At 59.2% G+C, this 17,139-nt stretch carries 11 protein-coding genes; all 11 read right to left on the minus strand.

Annotated features, from left to right (window positions below):
• Positions 1-18 precede the first annotated feature (18 nt).
• On the minus strand, positions 19-1,896 hold the full coding sequence (locus QZ298_RS01245; protein ID WP_296004858.1) for a DNA topoisomerase IV subunit B: 1,878 nt from the start codon (positions 1,894-1,896) through the stop codon (positions 19-21).
• A gap of 71 nt (positions 1,897-1,967) precedes the next feature.
• Positions 1,968-2,711, minus strand: a complete 744-nt coding sequence (locus QZ298_RS01250; protein WP_296004859.1) for a 1-acyl-sn-glycerol-3-phosphate acyltransferase — start codon at positions 2,709-2,711, stop codon at positions 1,968-1,970.
• A gap of 737 nt (positions 2,712-3,448) precedes the next feature.
• Positions 3,449-4,024, minus strand: a complete 576-nt coding sequence (locus QZ298_RS01255; RefSeq protein WP_296004861.1) for a LemA family protein — start codon at positions 4,022-4,024, stop codon at positions 3,449-3,451.
• 92 nt (positions 4,025-4,116) lie between these two features.
• Positions 4,117-5,016, minus strand: a complete 900-nt coding sequence (locus QZ298_RS01260) for a YgcG family protein (RefSeq protein ID WP_296004863.1) — start codon at positions 5,014-5,016, stop codon at positions 4,117-4,119.
• Between the two features lie 202 nt (positions 5,017-5,218).
• A complete protein-coding gene (locus tag QZ298_RS01265; RefSeq protein WP_296004865.1) occupies positions 5,219-7,123 on the minus strand; it encodes a glycoside hydrolase family 13 protein in 1,905 nt (634 codons plus the stop codon).
• Between the two features lie 6 nt (positions 7,124-7,129).
• Complete coding sequence (locus tag QZ298_RS01270; RefSeq protein WP_296004867.1) at positions 7,130-8,404, minus strand: alpha-amylase family glycosyl hydrolase; 1,275 nt, start codon at positions 8,402-8,404, stop codon at positions 7,130-7,132.
• 81 nt (positions 8,405-8,485) lie between these two features.
• Positions 8,486-9,856: an alpha-amylase family glycosyl hydrolase gene (locus QZ298_RS01275; RefSeq protein WP_296004868.1), complete on the minus strand. Its 1,371-nt coding sequence runs from the start codon at positions 9,854-9,856 to the stop codon at positions 8,486-8,488.
• A gap of 4 nt (positions 9,857-9,860) precedes the next feature.
• The gene (locus QZ298_RS01280; protein ID WP_296004870.1) at positions 9,861-11,960 is read right to left on the minus strand and encodes an alpha-amylase family glycosyl hydrolase; all 2,100 of its coding nucleotides are present in this window, start codon (positions 11,958-11,960) and stop codon (positions 9,861-9,863) included.
• Positions 11,957-13,636, minus strand: a complete 1,680-nt coding sequence (locus QZ298_RS01285; RefSeq protein ID WP_296004872.1) for an alpha-amylase family glycosyl hydrolase — start codon at positions 13,634-13,636, stop codon at positions 11,957-11,959. The genes QZ298_RS01280 and QZ298_RS01285 overlap by 4 nt, the downstream gene beginning before the upstream one ends.
• Positions 13,637-13,706: 70 nt before the next feature.
• The gene (locus tag QZ298_RS01290; RefSeq protein ID WP_296004874.1) at positions 13,707-15,866 is read right to left on the minus strand and encodes a hypothetical protein; all 2,160 of its coding nucleotides are present in this window, start codon (positions 15,864-15,866) and stop codon (positions 13,707-13,709) included.
• 68 nt (positions 15,867-15,934) lie between these two features.
• Positions 15,935-17,119, minus strand: a complete 1,185-nt coding sequence (locus QZ298_RS01295; protein WP_296004876.1) for a SusE domain-containing protein — start codon at positions 17,117-17,119, stop codon at positions 15,935-15,937.
• Positions 17,120-17,139 lie beyond the last annotated feature (20 nt).

Consider the following 17,139-nt stretch of genomic DNA (forward strand, 5'->3'; position numbering starts at 1 on the left):
TTTTTTAATTATTCACTCTCAATTGAACGCCAAGTCGTTTTCCACGAGGTCTTCCTCAATGCGCAGGTTGTCGATGATGAAGCCCTGGCGCTCGAAGGTGTTCTTGCCCATGTAGAATTCCAACAAGTCGTGGATCGGGTCGTCCTTGGTAATGCGCACCTTGTCCAGGCGCATGTTCTCGCCGATGAACTCGCGGAACTCGTCGGGCGAAATCTCGCCCAGACCTTTGAATCGCGTGATCTCGGCATTGGCGCCGCACCGCTTGAGAGCGTTTGCCCGTTCCTCCTCGGAGTAGCAATAGTGCGTCTCCTTCTTGTTGCGCACGCGGAACAGCGGCGTCTGCAAAATATAAAGGTGTCCGCGCCGAATGACGTCGGGGAAGAACTGGAGGAAGAACGTCGTGATGAGCAGGCGGATGTGCATGCCGTCGACATCGGCATCGGTGGCAATGACGACCTTCTCGTAGCGCAGGTTGTCCATCTCCTCCTCGATGTTGAGCGCGGCCTGCAAGAGGTTGAACTCCTCGTTCTCGTATACGACCTTTTTGGTCAACCCGAAGCAATTGAGCGGTTTGCCGCGCAGCGAGAAGACCGCCTGCGTGCGCACATCGCGCGACTTGGTAATGGAACCCGACGCAGAGTTACCCTCCGTGATGAAGATCATCGACCGCTCGGCCAACTCGCTCTTATCGGTGCGGTGTATCTTGCAGTCGCGCAGCTTGCGGTTGTTGAGCGACACCTTTTTGGCCGTCTCGCGGGCTTTCTTCTGGATGCCCGAAATGGCCTTGCGCTCCTTCTCGTTCTCGACGATCTTCTTCTGGAGAATCTGCGCCGTCTCGGCATGCTTGTGCAGATAATCGTCGAGGTGCTTGGACAAGAAATCCATGACGAAGTTGCGCATCGAAACCCCCGGCTCGACCTCCTTGGAACCCAACTTGATCTTGGTCTGCGACTCGAAAACCGGGTCGGTTACCTTGACCGAAATGGCTGCGATGATCGACGTGCGGATATCCGAAGGGTCGTAGTCCTTGCGGAAGAACTCCTTGACGGTCTTGGCGATGGCCTCGCGGAATGCCGCCTGGTGGGTGCCGCCCTGCGAAGTATACTGCCCGTTGACGAACGAAAAATAGCTTTCGCCGTAACCGGTGCCGTGGGTAATGGCGACCTCGATGTCGTCGCCCGAAAGGTGGATCGGCGCATACAACGGCTCCTCGGTCATGTTCTCGTTCAACAAATCGAGCAAACCGTTTTTCGAGACGTAGCTGCTGCCATTGAAATTGAACGTCAAGCCGAGGTTCAGATAAGTATAGTTCTTTACCATCTGCTCGACGTATTCGAGGTTGTAGTCGTAGTGTCCGAAGACCTCCTCGTCGACCCGGAAACGGATCAGCGTGCCGTTTTTCTCGTCGACGCCGCTTTCCCAGCGGTCGCTCTGCTCCAGGCCCTTGGCGAACGAGACCGTGCGGGCCTCGCCGTCGCGCACGGAGCGGGCCGTAAACTCGCTGGAAAGCATGTTCACGGCCTTGACGCCGACGCCGTTCAGACCCACGGTCTTCTTGAAAGCCGAACCGCCGTACTTACCGCCGGTATTCATTTCGGAGACGGCCGCAGCAAGCGACTTGAGGGGAATGCCGCGCCCGTAGTCGCGGACGGTAACGACCCGATCCTCGATGGTAATGTCGACCTGGTGGCCGGCGCCCATGATGAACTCGTCGACCGAATTGTCGACGACCTCCTTGATGAGGACATAAATGCCGTCGTCGGCCTGCGAACCGTCGCCGAGCTTGCCGATGTACATGCCCGGACGCAACCGGATATGCTCACGCGGCGAAAGGGTCACGATGGCATCATCGCCATAGGAAGCACCGGAATCCGTATTATTGAGTAAATCTGCCATAATATCCAATTAAAAATCAAGAATGAAGCATCGAAACTCCGCCCCTCTGCAACCGATCGGAGCGGGAGAAATCAATTTTTCATTTTTAATTTTTCATTTCTTATTTCTGCCAAGGCATCGACCATGTTGTCGTGCACCTGCTGCGCCAAGTCGTGCACCTCGGTCGCAGCGACCCGATCGACGGAGACGGGCGGCAGGACGCGGACGGTAATGCGGTTATGCCAGTCGAACATGAAATTCTTCTTGATGAGCGACGCCGTGCCGTCGAGCACCACGGGCAGAATCTCGACGCCGGCCTCCTTGGCCAGAGCGAAAGCCCCGGTCTTGAAACGGTGGATCTCGCCATCCTTGGAACGCGTACCCTCGGGAAAAACTGCCACCGAAGCACCGCGGCCGATCCATTCGCACCCCTTGCGCACCATCTGCTCCAAGGCCTCGGCCGCCCGGCCGCGGTCGATGCAGATGTCGCCGTGCAACACGAGGAACTGCCCGAAGAACGGCACCCGGAAAACTTCGCGCTTGGAAACCCAACGGAAATTGAGCGGAATGCAATACAACGTCGGAATGTCGACTACCGTATTATGATTCAACACGATGACATAACTCTTATGCCGGTCGATGTGCTCGCGACCGATGACCCGCTGCCGCCAGAAAGGAGGCAGGAAAAAGAAAATCCGCACCAGCACGCGCGACAACTCATGCACCGTACGCCGGGCCTTGTCGAAAGGCCAGCAAACCACCAACGCAAGGGCCGAAACGATCATGAAAATAGTGCACAGCAGCACCAACACAACATAATATAAAGCGCTCAACATAATGTTCGAGGAAAGGCGATTTTATTCAATATCTTGCAAAATTATGAATTTTTCCGCTAAATACCCTCGCATTGCCGTGCGATTTTTTCAACAAAATTTCGACGTCCTCCCTATCGGGAAACAGAAGAAACACCTCGGATGAAGCATCGACAAGCCTACATTACAGGACGGACATCATACAAGAAAGCATTAGCTGATTCTGCAATCGATCGAAAATCAAAAAATTCCGTAAAAACAAGTAATATGTATTGCAAAGTATAAATAATTTTACATATCTTTGTGTCGACAAGATAAGACCGGAAGAACATATTCAAACACGACGAAGATGCGAGAAGTCGAACGCAAAAGCAAGCTGGCGTGCATATCTACCGAGCGGGAGCATCTCGGGTAAAACCGAAATACAAAGAGTCGAGCGCAACGCCAAATCGATCTGAACCTTGCCGAACCGAAGCAGCTAAATGGATGTCAAAGATATGGAAAAGTGGGTCATAATCATTGTAATCGCAATCCTGACGGCCTTTGCAGCACAAAAAGCCCAAGCGCAGCCGCACTCCGGACAGACGACAGCCGCACGAACAGAACAACGATAAGATAACGCTTTTCGCAAAGCAAAGCACCGAAATCCACTCGGCTTACCGCAAAACTGCACTCCGGAATCCATACAGCCGAGGGCCGGCGCCAAATAAAACACCGCCTGCAACTCGAGTTGCAGGCGGCAAACATATGCGGAACCGGTCTCAAAACTGCACCTGCGGAGCCGCAGCCGCACCCTCGGCCGCCTCGAAATAGGGTTTCTGCCTGAATCCGAACAATTTGGCGACCAACACGGCCGGGAAGCGCCGCACGGCCACATTGTAACGCTGGGCCGCCTCGTTGAAATCCTTCCGAGCCACGGCGATCCGGTTTTCGGTACCTTCCAGCTGGGCCTGCAACTCCAAGAAATTGCGGTTGGCCTTGAGGTCGGGATATTGCTCGGCCACTGCAACCAGACGCCCCAATGCCGACCGCACGTCGGCCTGCGCCTGTTGGAAAGCGGCCATGTTCTCGGGCGTCAGCTCGTCGACCGAAAGGTTGATCGACGTGGCCTTGGCCCGCGCCTCGGTTACCTCGTCGAGCGTCTGCCGCTCGTGGGCCGCATACCCCTTGACCGTGTTGACCAAATTGGGGATCAGGTCGGCACGACGCTGATACTGCGTCTCGACATGGGCCCAAGCCGTATTGACACCCTCCTCCTTATTGACCAAACCATTGTAGGTTGCGTACAAGAAAATTGCTGCAACGACCGCCACAGCGATCCAAATCCATTTTTTCATTATTCTCTATTTAATTTAATTATTCCGTTCGAACATCATGCAGAGACATAGGCAGAAAGAGTCCGCCGGCCGCGCCGTGCAACGGCACGTTTTTACCATCTTGACCCGGCACCGCCACCGCCAAAACTTCCGCCGCCGAAACCGCCGCCGAACGATCCGCCGCCGAAGCCGCGCCCGCTGCCTCCGATAAGCATGCCGCCGCCCAGACCTCCACCGAAACCGCCATCCTTGAAATGCGTAGCCCGGCGCTTGACCGTGTATCCGCACTTGGCACACACGAACGTATATTCAATGAGATCGTGCCGCCGCGTAGACTCCAGTTTCTGCTGGCTCTGCAACTTCAAGGCCCGTGCCCCGCAGCGGGGACATCGCTTGCTACGATAATGAAGCACAACGCCCGCCAACAAAAACGCCCCCAGAAAGAAACCGAGAAAGGCCAGCACCGCCCACAACGGCAGATCATCCTCCGTTTCGGGCGAAGCCTCCAGTTCGCCGCCCTGCAACACCTGCGCTACGGCCTCCATACCGGCCACCATGCCGCGGCCATAATCGCCCTGGCGAAAATAAGGCAGCATGTAATCCAACTGGATGCGTTTGCACAAGGCATCGGGCAACACCCCCTCCAAACCGCCGCCCGTAACGAAGCGGATTTCGCGCAAATCCTTGACCAGCAAAACGCCCAAGCCGTTATTGTTTTCCTTGCGGCCGACACCCCAACGCCGGAACAGCTCGATGGCGAACGAAAACGGATCGCCGCCGACAATGTCGTCGACGGCCACGACAGCCACCTGGGCCAATCCCTGCCGGCGCAAAGCCGCACACAACGAATCGAGCCGCGACACGGCTGCCGCAGGAAGAATGCCGTCGGGATCGGAGACATAACGCATCCGGTCGGCGACCTGCACGTTGGGGATTTCGTCCGCACGCCAAGTGCGGGCATCGGCCGTCGCACAGACACACGACAACAATATTGCAAGGAAAAAACGCTTCATAATACAAAGATACGAATAAGCGAGCGCAAAAGCAAACTCGTTTGCATTTTGCCGAGCGCGAGTATCTTGGGCGCAGCCAAAGACACGAATAAGCGAGCGCAAAAGCAAGTTTACTTGCATTTTGCAAAAACCGCAATATCATTCATGTTGCAAAAAAAGCGCCTCAACGAGACGCTTTGTCAAAAAAACAGAACCGACGAATTTACGGGCGGCCATTCCTCCGAAACTCGACGACCAACGACGAACGCGGTGCAACGACCGTACGATCGCTTAACTCGACCGTCTCGCCCGTGAGCACATCGCGGCCCTCCCGGGACAACGACTGCGTAATCTCGGCATAATGAGACCAGGGCACCTGCTTGCGGCCGCGCGAATTGTTGATGAATACGAACACGGCATCGGTATCGTCGTAACGAAAATAAGCATAGGTATTATCGCGTGCGGCGAAGTGGAGCGTACGTCCGGAATGGATGACATGTTTGGCCTTGCGCCAGTTGAACAGCCGTGCGGTATGATCATAGAGTTCGGCCGCCGCGCCCTTACGCTGTGCCGGATCGAACAAATCGACGGCATCCTCTGCCCAGCCGCCGGGAAAGTCGACGCGCAGACCGCCGTGCCCCTGCGACAAGTCGGCGGAACGGAACATCAACTCGTCGCCGGCGAAAACCTGGGGTATGCCGCGCAAGGTAGCCAGCAAAGTCATGGCGATCTTGGCCCGCCCGAGGTCGCCGCGCACGATATCGGCCACACGCTCGGTGTCGTGATTGCCCGCGAAGATCATCATGCGCGAAAGATCGTGGTAGACGAAATCATCGGACAAGGCGCCGTAGACCCGGATCATCCCCTCGCCCCAGCGGAGCGAATCGGAAGGCAGCGCGGCGCAAATGGCATCGCGCAGCGGGAAGTCCATGATCGAGGGCAGATGCGAATCGAAGCCGTCGCGGTTGGGGTTGCCGCCCTGCCAATAAGCCAGCTGCGGGACGTCGGAGGTCCAGCACTCGCCCACGATATTGAGATTCGGATACTCGTCAAGCACGGCGGCGCACCACTCGCTCATAGGCACCTTCTCGTTGTAGGGATAGGTGTCGACCCGCAATCCGTCGAGGTCGGCGAACTCGATCCACCACACGGCCCACAGCTGGAAATAACGCAGCAGGAAAGGGTTGTCGAGGTTCATATCAGGCATCATCCGGTCGAACCACCCGCCCTCCTGCACCCGCAGATCGTACTGCGAGGCATTGGGATCCATGTTGGCAGAAAAGAGGTTGTTGGTCTGCGTATAGTCGGGGAAGCGGTGCACCCAGTCGTCGAACGGCAAATCCTGCATCCACCAATGGGCGGCGCCGCAATGGTTCGTGACCACATCCATGATAACCTTCAACCCATGACGGTGGCAGGCGGCCACGTAGTCGCGGTAGAGATCGTTCGACCCGAAACGCGGATCGATGCGATAATAATCGGCGCAGGCATAACCGTGGTACGACGCAGCCGGCTCGTTGTCGAGCAGCAAGGGCGTAGCCCACACGGCTGTGGCGCCCAGACCGGCGATGTAGTCCAGATGGTCGATCATCCCCTGCAAATCGCCGCCGTGACGGCCGAAGAACGCACGGCGGTCGGGGTTCTCGGCCGTGTCGGGCGTCGAGTCGATCGCGGGGTCGCCGTCGGCAAAACGGTCGGGCATCAACAAATAGATCATGTCGGCCGTAGTGAAACTTTTGCGCTCCGCGGAACCCTCGCGCCGCGCCGCAAAATCATAAGGCCGCTTGAAAGTCTCGTCGCCGCGCGAAAAGAGCAGATAACGGGTGCCGGGATCGGCCGCGGCATCCACTTCGACGTCGACAAAGAGGTAATCGGGGCTGTCGGCCTTGTGCACGCCGACGACGCGCACGCCCTGCGGCCCCTCGATCCGCACCTCGCAGGCGGCGATGCTGTCGCCGTGGATCATGAGCTGGAGCGGGGTGCGCATGCCGACCCACCACGACAGCGGCTCGACATGGGCCACGCGGCCGCCGGCATCGGCGACCGTCTGCGGGTCGAACTGCGGAACGACATTGCAGGAGAAAGCGGCCATAGCAACAAAAGAAATCAGCAAACGAAAAGGTTTCATACGATTTTATCGGGTCAGAATCCGGTAACTCCAGGGGGCCATGTCTTCGACGACCCGCTCCGGCAAACGATAGTCGGCCCCGGTCATCGCATCGGTATACGGCCCGGCGTAGATACCGGTATTGTATTCGGCATGGATGGCATAGGGCGAAAGATTCATGATGGCGATCACGCGATTGTCGGAAATCTCGCGCACGGCGATCATCAGGCAATCCTCGGCGTTATTGCGTATCTCGATCATCTCCGCGCCCTGCTCGCCGGCGGCCAGCGCAGCATTTTCGTGCCGCAGACGGGTAAGGCGCCGGTAAAAACACGTGAAGTCGTTCAACTCGTAAGCCGGGATGGGATCGCGGTCGAAGAAAGCGAACGAATGGTCGTAGCCCACCTCCTGCCCGGTATAGATCAGGGGCAGGCCGCGCGGCACAACGAACGAGAAGACGGCCATCGCCTCGCGGGCATCGCCCAGACGCTCGAACTCCGAACCGCTCCACGAATTCTCATCGTGGTTGGAGGTAAACGCCAGGCGCATAGCCGAACGGGGATAACGCTCGCGATCGGCATAGATGTAATCGCGCAAGGCGGTAACGCGCCTGCGCTGCTGCGCGACGTCGACCATCAGATGGTGCATCTCCCACGCATAGCAAGCGTCGAAAGCCCCCTCGTCGAAAAGATTGGTCTCCTCGGCCTCGGCGAGCATGAAGAGGTCGGGGTTCACGCGCTTGAGACGCCGCACGGCGGCATTCCAGAACTCGACGGGCACCAACATCGCCATGTCGCACCGGAAACCGTCGACGGCATGGTCGCACACCCAGAACTCCATGGCTTCGACCTGCGCATCCCACACGGCGGGATTGGCGTAGTCGAGCTTGGCCGTATCGGTCCAGTCCCAAGGCACGGCGGGGCGCCCCTCGCTGTCGTAGACGTAGAAATCGGGGTGCTCCGCGATCCACCGGGCATCGCGGGCGGTATGGTTGGCCACCCAGTCGAGCAACACCTTCAACCCCAGGCGGTGCGCCTCGGCGACAAACGCATCGAAATCCTCCATCGACCCCAGCTCGGGGTTGACGGCGCAGTAATCTCGAATCGAATAATAAGACCCCAACGACCCTTTGCGGCCCTCGATGCCGATCGGGTAAACGGGCATGAGCCACACGGCGTCGACACCCAGATCGCGCAAAAACGCAAGCCGCGAAGCGGCGGCGCGCAAAGTCCCCTCGGGCGTCAACTGACGCACGTTCAACTCATAAATTACGGCACGATAACTCCAATCGGGATGCAACATAAAGCAATGAATCGTCAATAGTTAATGATGAATGATCGCATTGCGCGTTCTGCGCACAAAACAACTATTCATTATTCACTATCAATTATTAATTAAAATAAGGTATTCCCACGGGCCGAGCGAGAACTCCTCGCCGGGCACGATCGGATGCGGCTCGCCGGTCATGGCGTCGATGAAATCGCCGCCGACCTCGACAGTCGGAATCACGGCCTGCGGGCTGCCCGAAAGGTTGAACAGACACACGACCTTGTTGTCGCCCGCCGTGCGCGTGAAAGCCATCACATCGGCGACGGCGCCGCCCATATAGGTCATTTCGCCGCCCCGCTCGCCGCCGGCCAACGCAGGATTGGCGTGACGCAGCGCATTGAGCCGCTTGTAGAACTCCGACCATTCGTTCGGCTCCCAGGCCGGAACGGGGTCTTTCTCGAAGAAAGCGAAGCGATGGTCGTAGCCGATCTCCTGCCCCGTATAGATCAACGGCAGGCTCTGGGGCAGCACATAGGTCAAGGCGGCCATTGTCGCGGCGGCATCGCCCATGCGCTCGAACTCGGTGCCGTTCCACGAATTCTCATCATGGTTGGAGGTAAACATCATGCGGTAGGCCGAGGCGGGAAACTCCTCGCCGTACTTAGCCAGCAGCACCCGAAGATCGGCCGCCGACTTCTTGCCCTGCGCGATGTCGTTCAACACGTGGTGCAAATCCCAAGCGTAGGTGGCGTCGAACCCGTCGGCATGGAACTGCGGCCCCTCGGCCTCGGCCAGCAGGAAGAGGTCGGGCCGGATAGCACGGATCTGCGCGAAAGCATATTCCCAATAATCATGCGGCACCTCCATGGCCACGTCGCAGCGGAAGCCGTCGACACCCTTGCCTACCCAGAACGTCAGCACGTCGAGCATGGCATCGCGCACGCCCGGAGTTTCGTAATTGAGCTTGGCGATGTCCGTCCAGTCGTACTGCACGGCGGGGGCGCCCGTCGAATCGCGCACGTACCATTCGGCCGGCCGCTCGGTAACCCAGGCGGCATCGGGCGAAGTGTGGTTGGCCACATAATCGAGAATCACGCGCAGCCCCAGCTCGTGGGCGCGGTCGAGAAACTGCTCGAAATCGGCCATCGTGCCCATCTCGGGGTTGACGTCCATATAATCGCGGATCGCATAGTAGGAACCCAGCGAACCCTTGCGGCCCTTCTCGCCGATGGGATGGATCGGCATGAGCCACACGATGTCGACGCCCAGGTCGCGCAGGCGGGGCAGCTGCTGCGCGGCGGCGGCGAACGTACCCTCGGGCGTGAACTGGCGCACGTTCATCTCGTAGAGTACGGCATCGTAAGTCCAGTCGGCGTGAGCCTGGGTGGCGGCCCGGCGGGAGCACGACGCCGAAGCCAGCAAAAGAACGATGCCCAGCACCGTCAGGGTGCCGAAGCGGGAAGCAAGATTGAAAATCCGTTTCATTGGTTTATTCGGTTTTGGTCAGTATTTCGAAATCTGCGGGCGCCAGCTCCACGAAGAGCCGCCCGTCGGGCCGGAAGCCGAATTCGGCCCCAAAGTTAGCTTTAAATTTTTGATTTTCGCCCATCGCGGCAGGCAGATCGCACTCGACCTGCTGCGGACGATCGCCCGTGTTGAGCGCCACGATGACCCAGTCGCCCATGTAGACGCGGGCAAAGACCCACACCCGATCGGTCAGAGCGAGCGTGGTCATGTCGCCGTAGAGAAGCGGCATGGACGAACGGCGCAGACGGGTCAGGGTGCATGTCAGCTCCTTCTGCGCCTGCTCGCGGGGAGAGTAGCCGTCGAAACGCATCATTCGCCGGTTGTCGGGGTCGTTGGCGCCCGGCTCGCCGTACTCATCGCCCTGGTAGATGCAGGGCACGCCGGGAACGGTGCAGTTCAGGGCCTGGATCAGAGCCAGCTTGCGGTAACCCACCGGATCGCCCACGCCGATATGGCGTTTCCATCCGGCGGCCTTGTGATCCTCGCCGGGCGAGACGGCCCCGCCGGCCAGCGAAATCAACCGGGCCTTGTCGTGGTTGCCCGTGATGTTGCCCATGGTATGGTGGGCGCCGTAGGCCGCGAGCGACTCGTCGACCACGGCGGCCAGATCGCGGAGCGGACGTCCGCAAGTCAAGACATCGAGCGCCGTATGGTAGACATTGAAATCGAACTGCGCGTCGATCATGCCGCTCTTGACATAGGAGCCGATCAACTCAGGCGACCCGTAGGTCTCGCCGATCTGCCACAGATCGCGGTCGGGGAAGCGCGTCTTCATCTTGCGGGTAAGCATACGCCAGTAATTCTCGGGAATATGCTTGCAGGCGTCGTGGCGGAAGCCGTCGAGGTCGAACTCGGCCACCCAATAGAGCGCGGAATCGGTCATCGGGCCGCACACCTCGGGCCGCTGGAGGTCGAGCGAAGGGATGTGTTCGTCGAACCAGGTGGTCAGACGCTGTTCGTCCCACAACTCCAGATTCTTGCGTCCGTCGGGCAAATCAAGCGGCGTTACCCAGTCGGGATGAGCCTGCAAGACGGGCGCATGGATGTGCAGATGGTTGGCCACGTAGTCGAGGATGACATTCATGCCATGGGCATGAGCCGTAGCAAGCAAGGCGTGCAAATCCTCGGGCGTGCCGAAGCGGTCGTCGACCCGGGTGGTATGGATGGGCCAATAACCGTGATAACCCGAGAAACGGGTAAACGGCTCCTTGTTGAGACCCCACGCGTCGCGCGGATTCTGCGTGACGGGCGAAATCCAGATCGTGGTAATGCCGAGCGAATCGAAGAAACCCTGCTCGATGCGCCGGGCGATGCCTTGCAGGTCGCCGCCCTGATAGTCGACCTGCGGCAGTACGTCGGGCCGGTTCAAGGGCCGGTCGTTGGAAAGGTCGCCGTTCTCGAAACGGTCGATCATCAATGAATAGAGCACTTGAGCCTGCTTGTCATGGCGATCGAGCCGCGAGACGTCGAGCACGGGAGCGCCGTTTTCGAGCGGCACGAGCAGATCGTTGAACCGCGCGTCGTCGGAGGCAGCGAAAAGTCGCAGCCACGAACGCCGCACCCTGGCGGCATCGCCGGGAACGATGACCGAAATGCCGTTGTCGCCGACCGAAACATAATGTTCGGGTAACCGGCAATTCTGCCACAAAGCAACGACCTGCAACGGTTTCTGCGACGTGCGGACGAAGACTTCATGCCCGCGGCAACTCTCGGAGAAAGCCCATGCTGCGGCTTTGCGCTCGCCGCCGAGAGCCGCCACGGAGAGCCGGCGACCGTCGCACCAGGCCTCGAACGACGCGGCGAAAGCCCCCTGGGGAGCCGTTACGACGAATTCCGACCAGTCATCGGCGGCCGGAACGATCCGCAGCGCGGCGGAAGTTACCGAATCGGCCCGCTCCCAACAAGGAAAGTAATCGGTAAGCCACAATCGGTTGTCGCCGGGCTGCAAGAGCGCCGGCACGACGGGCCGCTCGTTGCCGACAGCGGGCAACTCGGGAAAAACCCGTGTACGGCAACCGCTCAACAGAGCGGCGACCGACAGAAAGAGGAAAAGCCGTTTCATAAGGATTTCATCTCAAGAATAATCGAAGAATAAGGCGGCATATCGAGCGTATGCCGGGCACCCTGCGAGGAAATCGTGGCTCCGTTCATGTTGGCGACGGGCGCGTCGACGGCCCCCTCGAAAGCATAGGAACACGACGTGTTGGAAACGTTGTGCACGACCAACAACTTCTCGCTGCCGGCAATACGGTAAAACGCCATGATGTGCTTGTCGCGGCTCTCCTCATCGTCGAACCACTCGGGCAGCTCGATCGTTCCCCCGGCCAAGGCGGAATAGGTATTGCGCAGACGCAAGAACTTGCGGTAGACGTTGTAGAGCGACGCGACGTTCTCGGCCTGCACGGCGACACTGCCGACACCCAAATCGGTATTGAGTTTCGATGTGATCCACGTCGGGCGCTCCGCATCCTCGGCCTTGGGCTTCCAAAGCATCGGTTCGCGCACGTTGCGGTCGCCGTCCTTGTCGCTCTTGTCGCCGAAGAAGCCGAGTTCCTCGCCATAGTAAACGTAGGGCGACCCGACGGAAGTCAACAACACGGCCGCCGCGATCTTGCAGCGCTCGAGCGACACGGAATGCGAACCGCCGACCGCCGTGCGGGCGCGGTTTTCGTCATGGTTGGACAATTTGGTAGCCTGGATGAAGTCGGCGCGCTTGGCCGCAAAAACCTCGCGCTCGGCGATCATGTCCTTGGGGAACCATTTGGCATGGTCGTTCTGAATGGCGTAGAGCAGACGATCCTGCCAAGCGGTAAAGTCGAACAACGCAGGCAGGCCCTTGTAATATTCGGCCATCTGGTCGGTGGCCAGCCAACACTCCCCTACCATGTAGACATCCTCGAAACCGAGCTGGGACTTGCCTTGGAAATAAGCATTGACATCGGTATAGAACTTGCCGAGCCAAGTGGGATTCTCGGCCGAAATCTCGCTATCATAGATATGTTTCACGGCGTCGAGGCGGAAGCCGTCGACCCCCTTGTCGATCCAGAATTCGGCAGCGTCGGTCAAGGCGCGGAACGCCCCGCTCTGTTCGCACGAAGCGGCAGGGCCGTAGTTGAGATCGGGCATCGACCGGTCGAAAACGCCCTGATAGAACCAGCCGGTCGTACCCGACGGCACGGCGATCCACCCCGGCGTTTCGGTCTGGGAAAAGTGGTAGAAACTGCGGTAGGGATTCGTCTCGCTCTTGCAGGCTTCGAGGAACCACGGGCAATAATGCGAGGTGTGGTTGGGCACGAAGTCGAGGATGACGCGGATCTTGCGCTTGTGGGCCTCGGCGACGAGATTTTCGAGGTCGGTCAAAGTACCGTAGTCGGGGTTGACGGCCTTGTAGTCGATGACGTCGTAACCATGCTCGGAATCGCAAGTGTAAATGGGCAGCAGCCAGATGCCGGCGACGCCCAGATCGTCGAGGTAATCTAATTTGGCCGTGACGCCGTTCAAGTCGCCGATGCCGTCGCCGTTGCTGTCGGCGAACGAACGGACGTAAATCTGGTAGAAGACTCCGGCGCGCTTCTCGCCGTCGAAAGGCCGGGCCTCATACTGCGACACCCGATCGACGACATCCGGATTGCCCGGACAGGGGCCTACCGGAACCGGAGCGTCGGGATCGGAAGAACAAGCGCCCGTCCACAGCAGGGCCGCAGCAAGGAAAAGTCGGAAGAATTTGCTGAAAAACATGGTTTGCAGTTTTAGGAACATTAGAAACCGGCGTGCCGGTCAAGGCACGCCGGTCAAGGAGACGGCATGCCTATTCGGCCGTTGTCGTCATGGTCAGTTTGTAAGGCGTGTGGGTCAGGTCGAGCGTGAAGTCGTAGGTGCCGGCAGCGATAGGCATGTTGCCGGCGTTGTCGATCAAATTCTCCGCCGTGCCGCCGAGGCTGTAGTCCCAGCCGCCGTTGAAGCGGATCTTGAACTCACCGCCCGGGCATACGACGCCGGCTGCCTTATAGAGACCGTCCGTAGCGTCGCGCACCAACACCGCATGGTCATCGTCCCAGCCGCCGACACCATCGCCGATCAGGCCGACTTTAGTGAGCGGCGTAGCTTTGGCGGTCATGGCGTCGAGGTCGACATCCCAACAGTAAAGACCGTCGGCGATCATCATGTTGTCGCCTGCACCGAGCGTGAACTCGTTTTCAACGCCCTCGACAGCCTGGCCGGGAACCCAAGTGCTTCCGTAGGTAAACTTGAAACCATGGGTCAGACCATACATCGAAACATAGCCCTTATATTTGCCGGTCTCGATGTTGCCCTGCAACTGCGGTGCGACCTCGGGTTTCCAGTTGATGTCGCCGAAGTCGCCCGTCACGCCGAGGGTTTCGGGATAAAGCTGCAAATCGGCGATCTCGCCGTCGATCCCAAGGGTCATGACTGCGCCCGAGAGGTCGAGCACGAGCGTATGTTCGCCCTTGGTCATATTGAGCGCAGCCCCGTCGAGCGCCAGGTTGCCGCAGCTGCCGCCCAACACGGCGGGATACTCCGTACCGCCGCACTCGATGGTGCCGCCGTTGAGCAAGATCGAAATCTTGCCCGACTTAGCGAAATCGTGGGTCAGCGTCCATTTGCCTGCGCCGTCGGCCGTCATTTCGAAGGGAGCATCGGCCCCATTGGGCAAGACGGCGGCAGCGGTAATTTCAGTGTCATACAACACTTTAGGTTCGCCCGAAAGGTCGGCGGCATAATAGCGCAGACCGGCCTGGGCGGCGATCGGCGCAGCTGCGGCACCGCCGGTAAAAGCCTTCAGCGCAGCAGCCGTACCGCCATACTGCGTACCCAGCGGCGACTGCAACCGGGCAAGCAACACCTGGGGCGACGTTGCACCGATGAAGTTCATCAGCCCGTAGAACTTGCCGGCTTCGAGGAGCGTGAGCGCCGGAGCCTCGAAGTAATTCCACTCGTTGACCGAGTGGGCCACGTAGAGTTTCTTGTCGTCCTCGACTACTTCGCCCACAGCGACCGAATAAGGATAGTCGAAAATCGACAACTTGAAGCTGACGATCCCTCCGGCAGGCGTCGCGAGAGCCGCGCCGCCCAGTTCGAGGTCTTTCTCGGCACCGCCGAGCACAAGGTCGCCGACACCGTCGAACTTGAGCGTATAGCTGTCGCCCTCCTTTACGTCGGCGAAAGCAACCCAAGTTTTGTCGGCAACATTGTAGACCATCTTTTCCTCATGGTCGCCGAGCGCCAGCGAAACCGTTACCGGCTCCATCGTAAAAACCAGCTGGCCGATGTCGGCCGTGACGTAGTAGAGGTTGGCGGCGGCGGAAATGTTCTTGGCGCCCCCGTCGGTCGAAATCGTACCGGCTTCTTCGCCTGCACCGTAATTGGTGCCGTCCCAATCGGGCTGCGACGCGAATTTGAACTCGCCGTCGGCGGGGAAGAAGACGAACCCGCGGAAAACGCCGTCCTCGCCCTGCAAGAGACGCGACATGGTCCCCATACCGGTAGCCCAATTACTATAAGAACCGATCAGATGCAGGTAAGCCTTCTTATCGTAGACGAAACGCACGACGCGGGGCTGGGCCGCACGGACATCCCCCGCGGCCGAAACGGCCTCGACGCTGAACGTCACGTCGTAGGAACCCGTCAACGCAATGCCCAGGGCTTCGAACAACGCGGCATTGGTCGTCGAGAAGAAACAATTCCCGGTAGTACCCAGCGCAACATACTCGCCGGCGCCCAACTTGGCGGCAACGGCATATTCGACCTCGACAGGGGCGCCGAATTTGGCGGCCGACCACACCAAGGTAAAAGTCTCGTCCACGGTAACATTGTTGACCATCACATCGCTATGTTGAGCGATGGCAGGATCGGCCGACGAAACGGTCATCTCCTCGGGGTCGTGGCTGCAAGCCGCGGCCAACGAAAGCAACGCTGCGGCCGACAAGAAATATTTCAGAATTTTCATAATATTCACTATGTTTTAAGGTTTCGAAGGCCGGCGGCAACTCAAGCCGCCGCCGGCCCGGCCGATGGCTATTCGACTTTCGCTACGGTAGCCGATATGGGCGACGGGTTGGTGGCGTCCTCGGCCAACGCGGCGATGTCGCCGTGGAAGTCGATAGCGAAACGCACGCTGCCCATCAGATCGGTCGAGCAATTGCCGCCGTTGAAATCGAGGTGCTCCAGGTTGGCACCGCCCCAGCTCTGGTCCCAGGCGTGATCCAGACGGAACTTGAATTCGCCGCCCGTGAAAGCAGGAATCGTGCACTCCCAAATCTGAGCGTTGACGGCGGCGTTGTGCGCAGCCTCATAAGCCGGATACCCGGGGTCTTTAGCATCCACGGGTGCGGCGGGCAGTCCGGCGAGCGTCATCTCGACATCGTTATCGCCCCAGCTGTTGTACGCCCCTATGACGCTGATGGCGGTAATCGGGGTCAGCTTGGCGCTTCCGGTCGAGTGGTCGGAAGTGAGGGTCACCTTGACCCAGTAGGTACCGGGCGCCACGCTCAGGTTGCCCGACCCGCCGCTGTTCCCGAGCGCATCGAGACTGTTGCCGAAGTTGCCGCCGTCCCATCCCGGGGTGTCGGTAAACTTGAACTCGCAGACTGCGGCCGCAGCACCGGCCGGAACCAGGTAGACCGGGCCCTCGTAAACATCGCTGTTCTCGGCCGTCTCCCACAGCACGGGAGCCGTCGCAGGCGACCACCCCTGATGCCCGCCCGGCACATAGAGCGGCCGGCGGATCCAAGGCGCGGAAGTCGACTTGACGGTGGTGATGTCGAGCCCGATGACGTTCGACTTCTTGGTATAGGCGCTCTCCTGGGCGGTCGAAATCGACGACTCGACATAGAAGAAGACCGTGGAAGTCTCGTCGGCAGGCACGTTCAGCCCCTTGCTGTTGACCAACGCGTTGTTGAGCGTCTCCTTGCTCAGGGTGTAGGAAGTGGAGGCGGATTCGCCTACCTGATAAGGCTCCTCCTCGCCGTAGACGCAGTAGAGCGCATAAGCCACGGCGGCGGGATAACCGTAATCGGCGGCACGCCACGTGAAAGTGACCTCCGACGACAAATTGTCGGCATCGACGAGGATGTCGGAATGCTCGTCCAAAACGGGCGCGACGACCGCATCGGGTGCCACGGCGCAGGTCTTCTCGACTTCCTGGCATGCGAACAAAGCCAGAGCCGCGACCGCGCAAGAAACATATCTTAAGAATTTCATCGTATGCAAGATTTAGAATG

The organism is uncultured Alistipes sp. (assembly GCF_910580175.1).
Classification (GTDB): Bacteria; Bacteroidota; Bacteroidia; order Bacteroidales; family Rikenellaceae; genus Alistipes.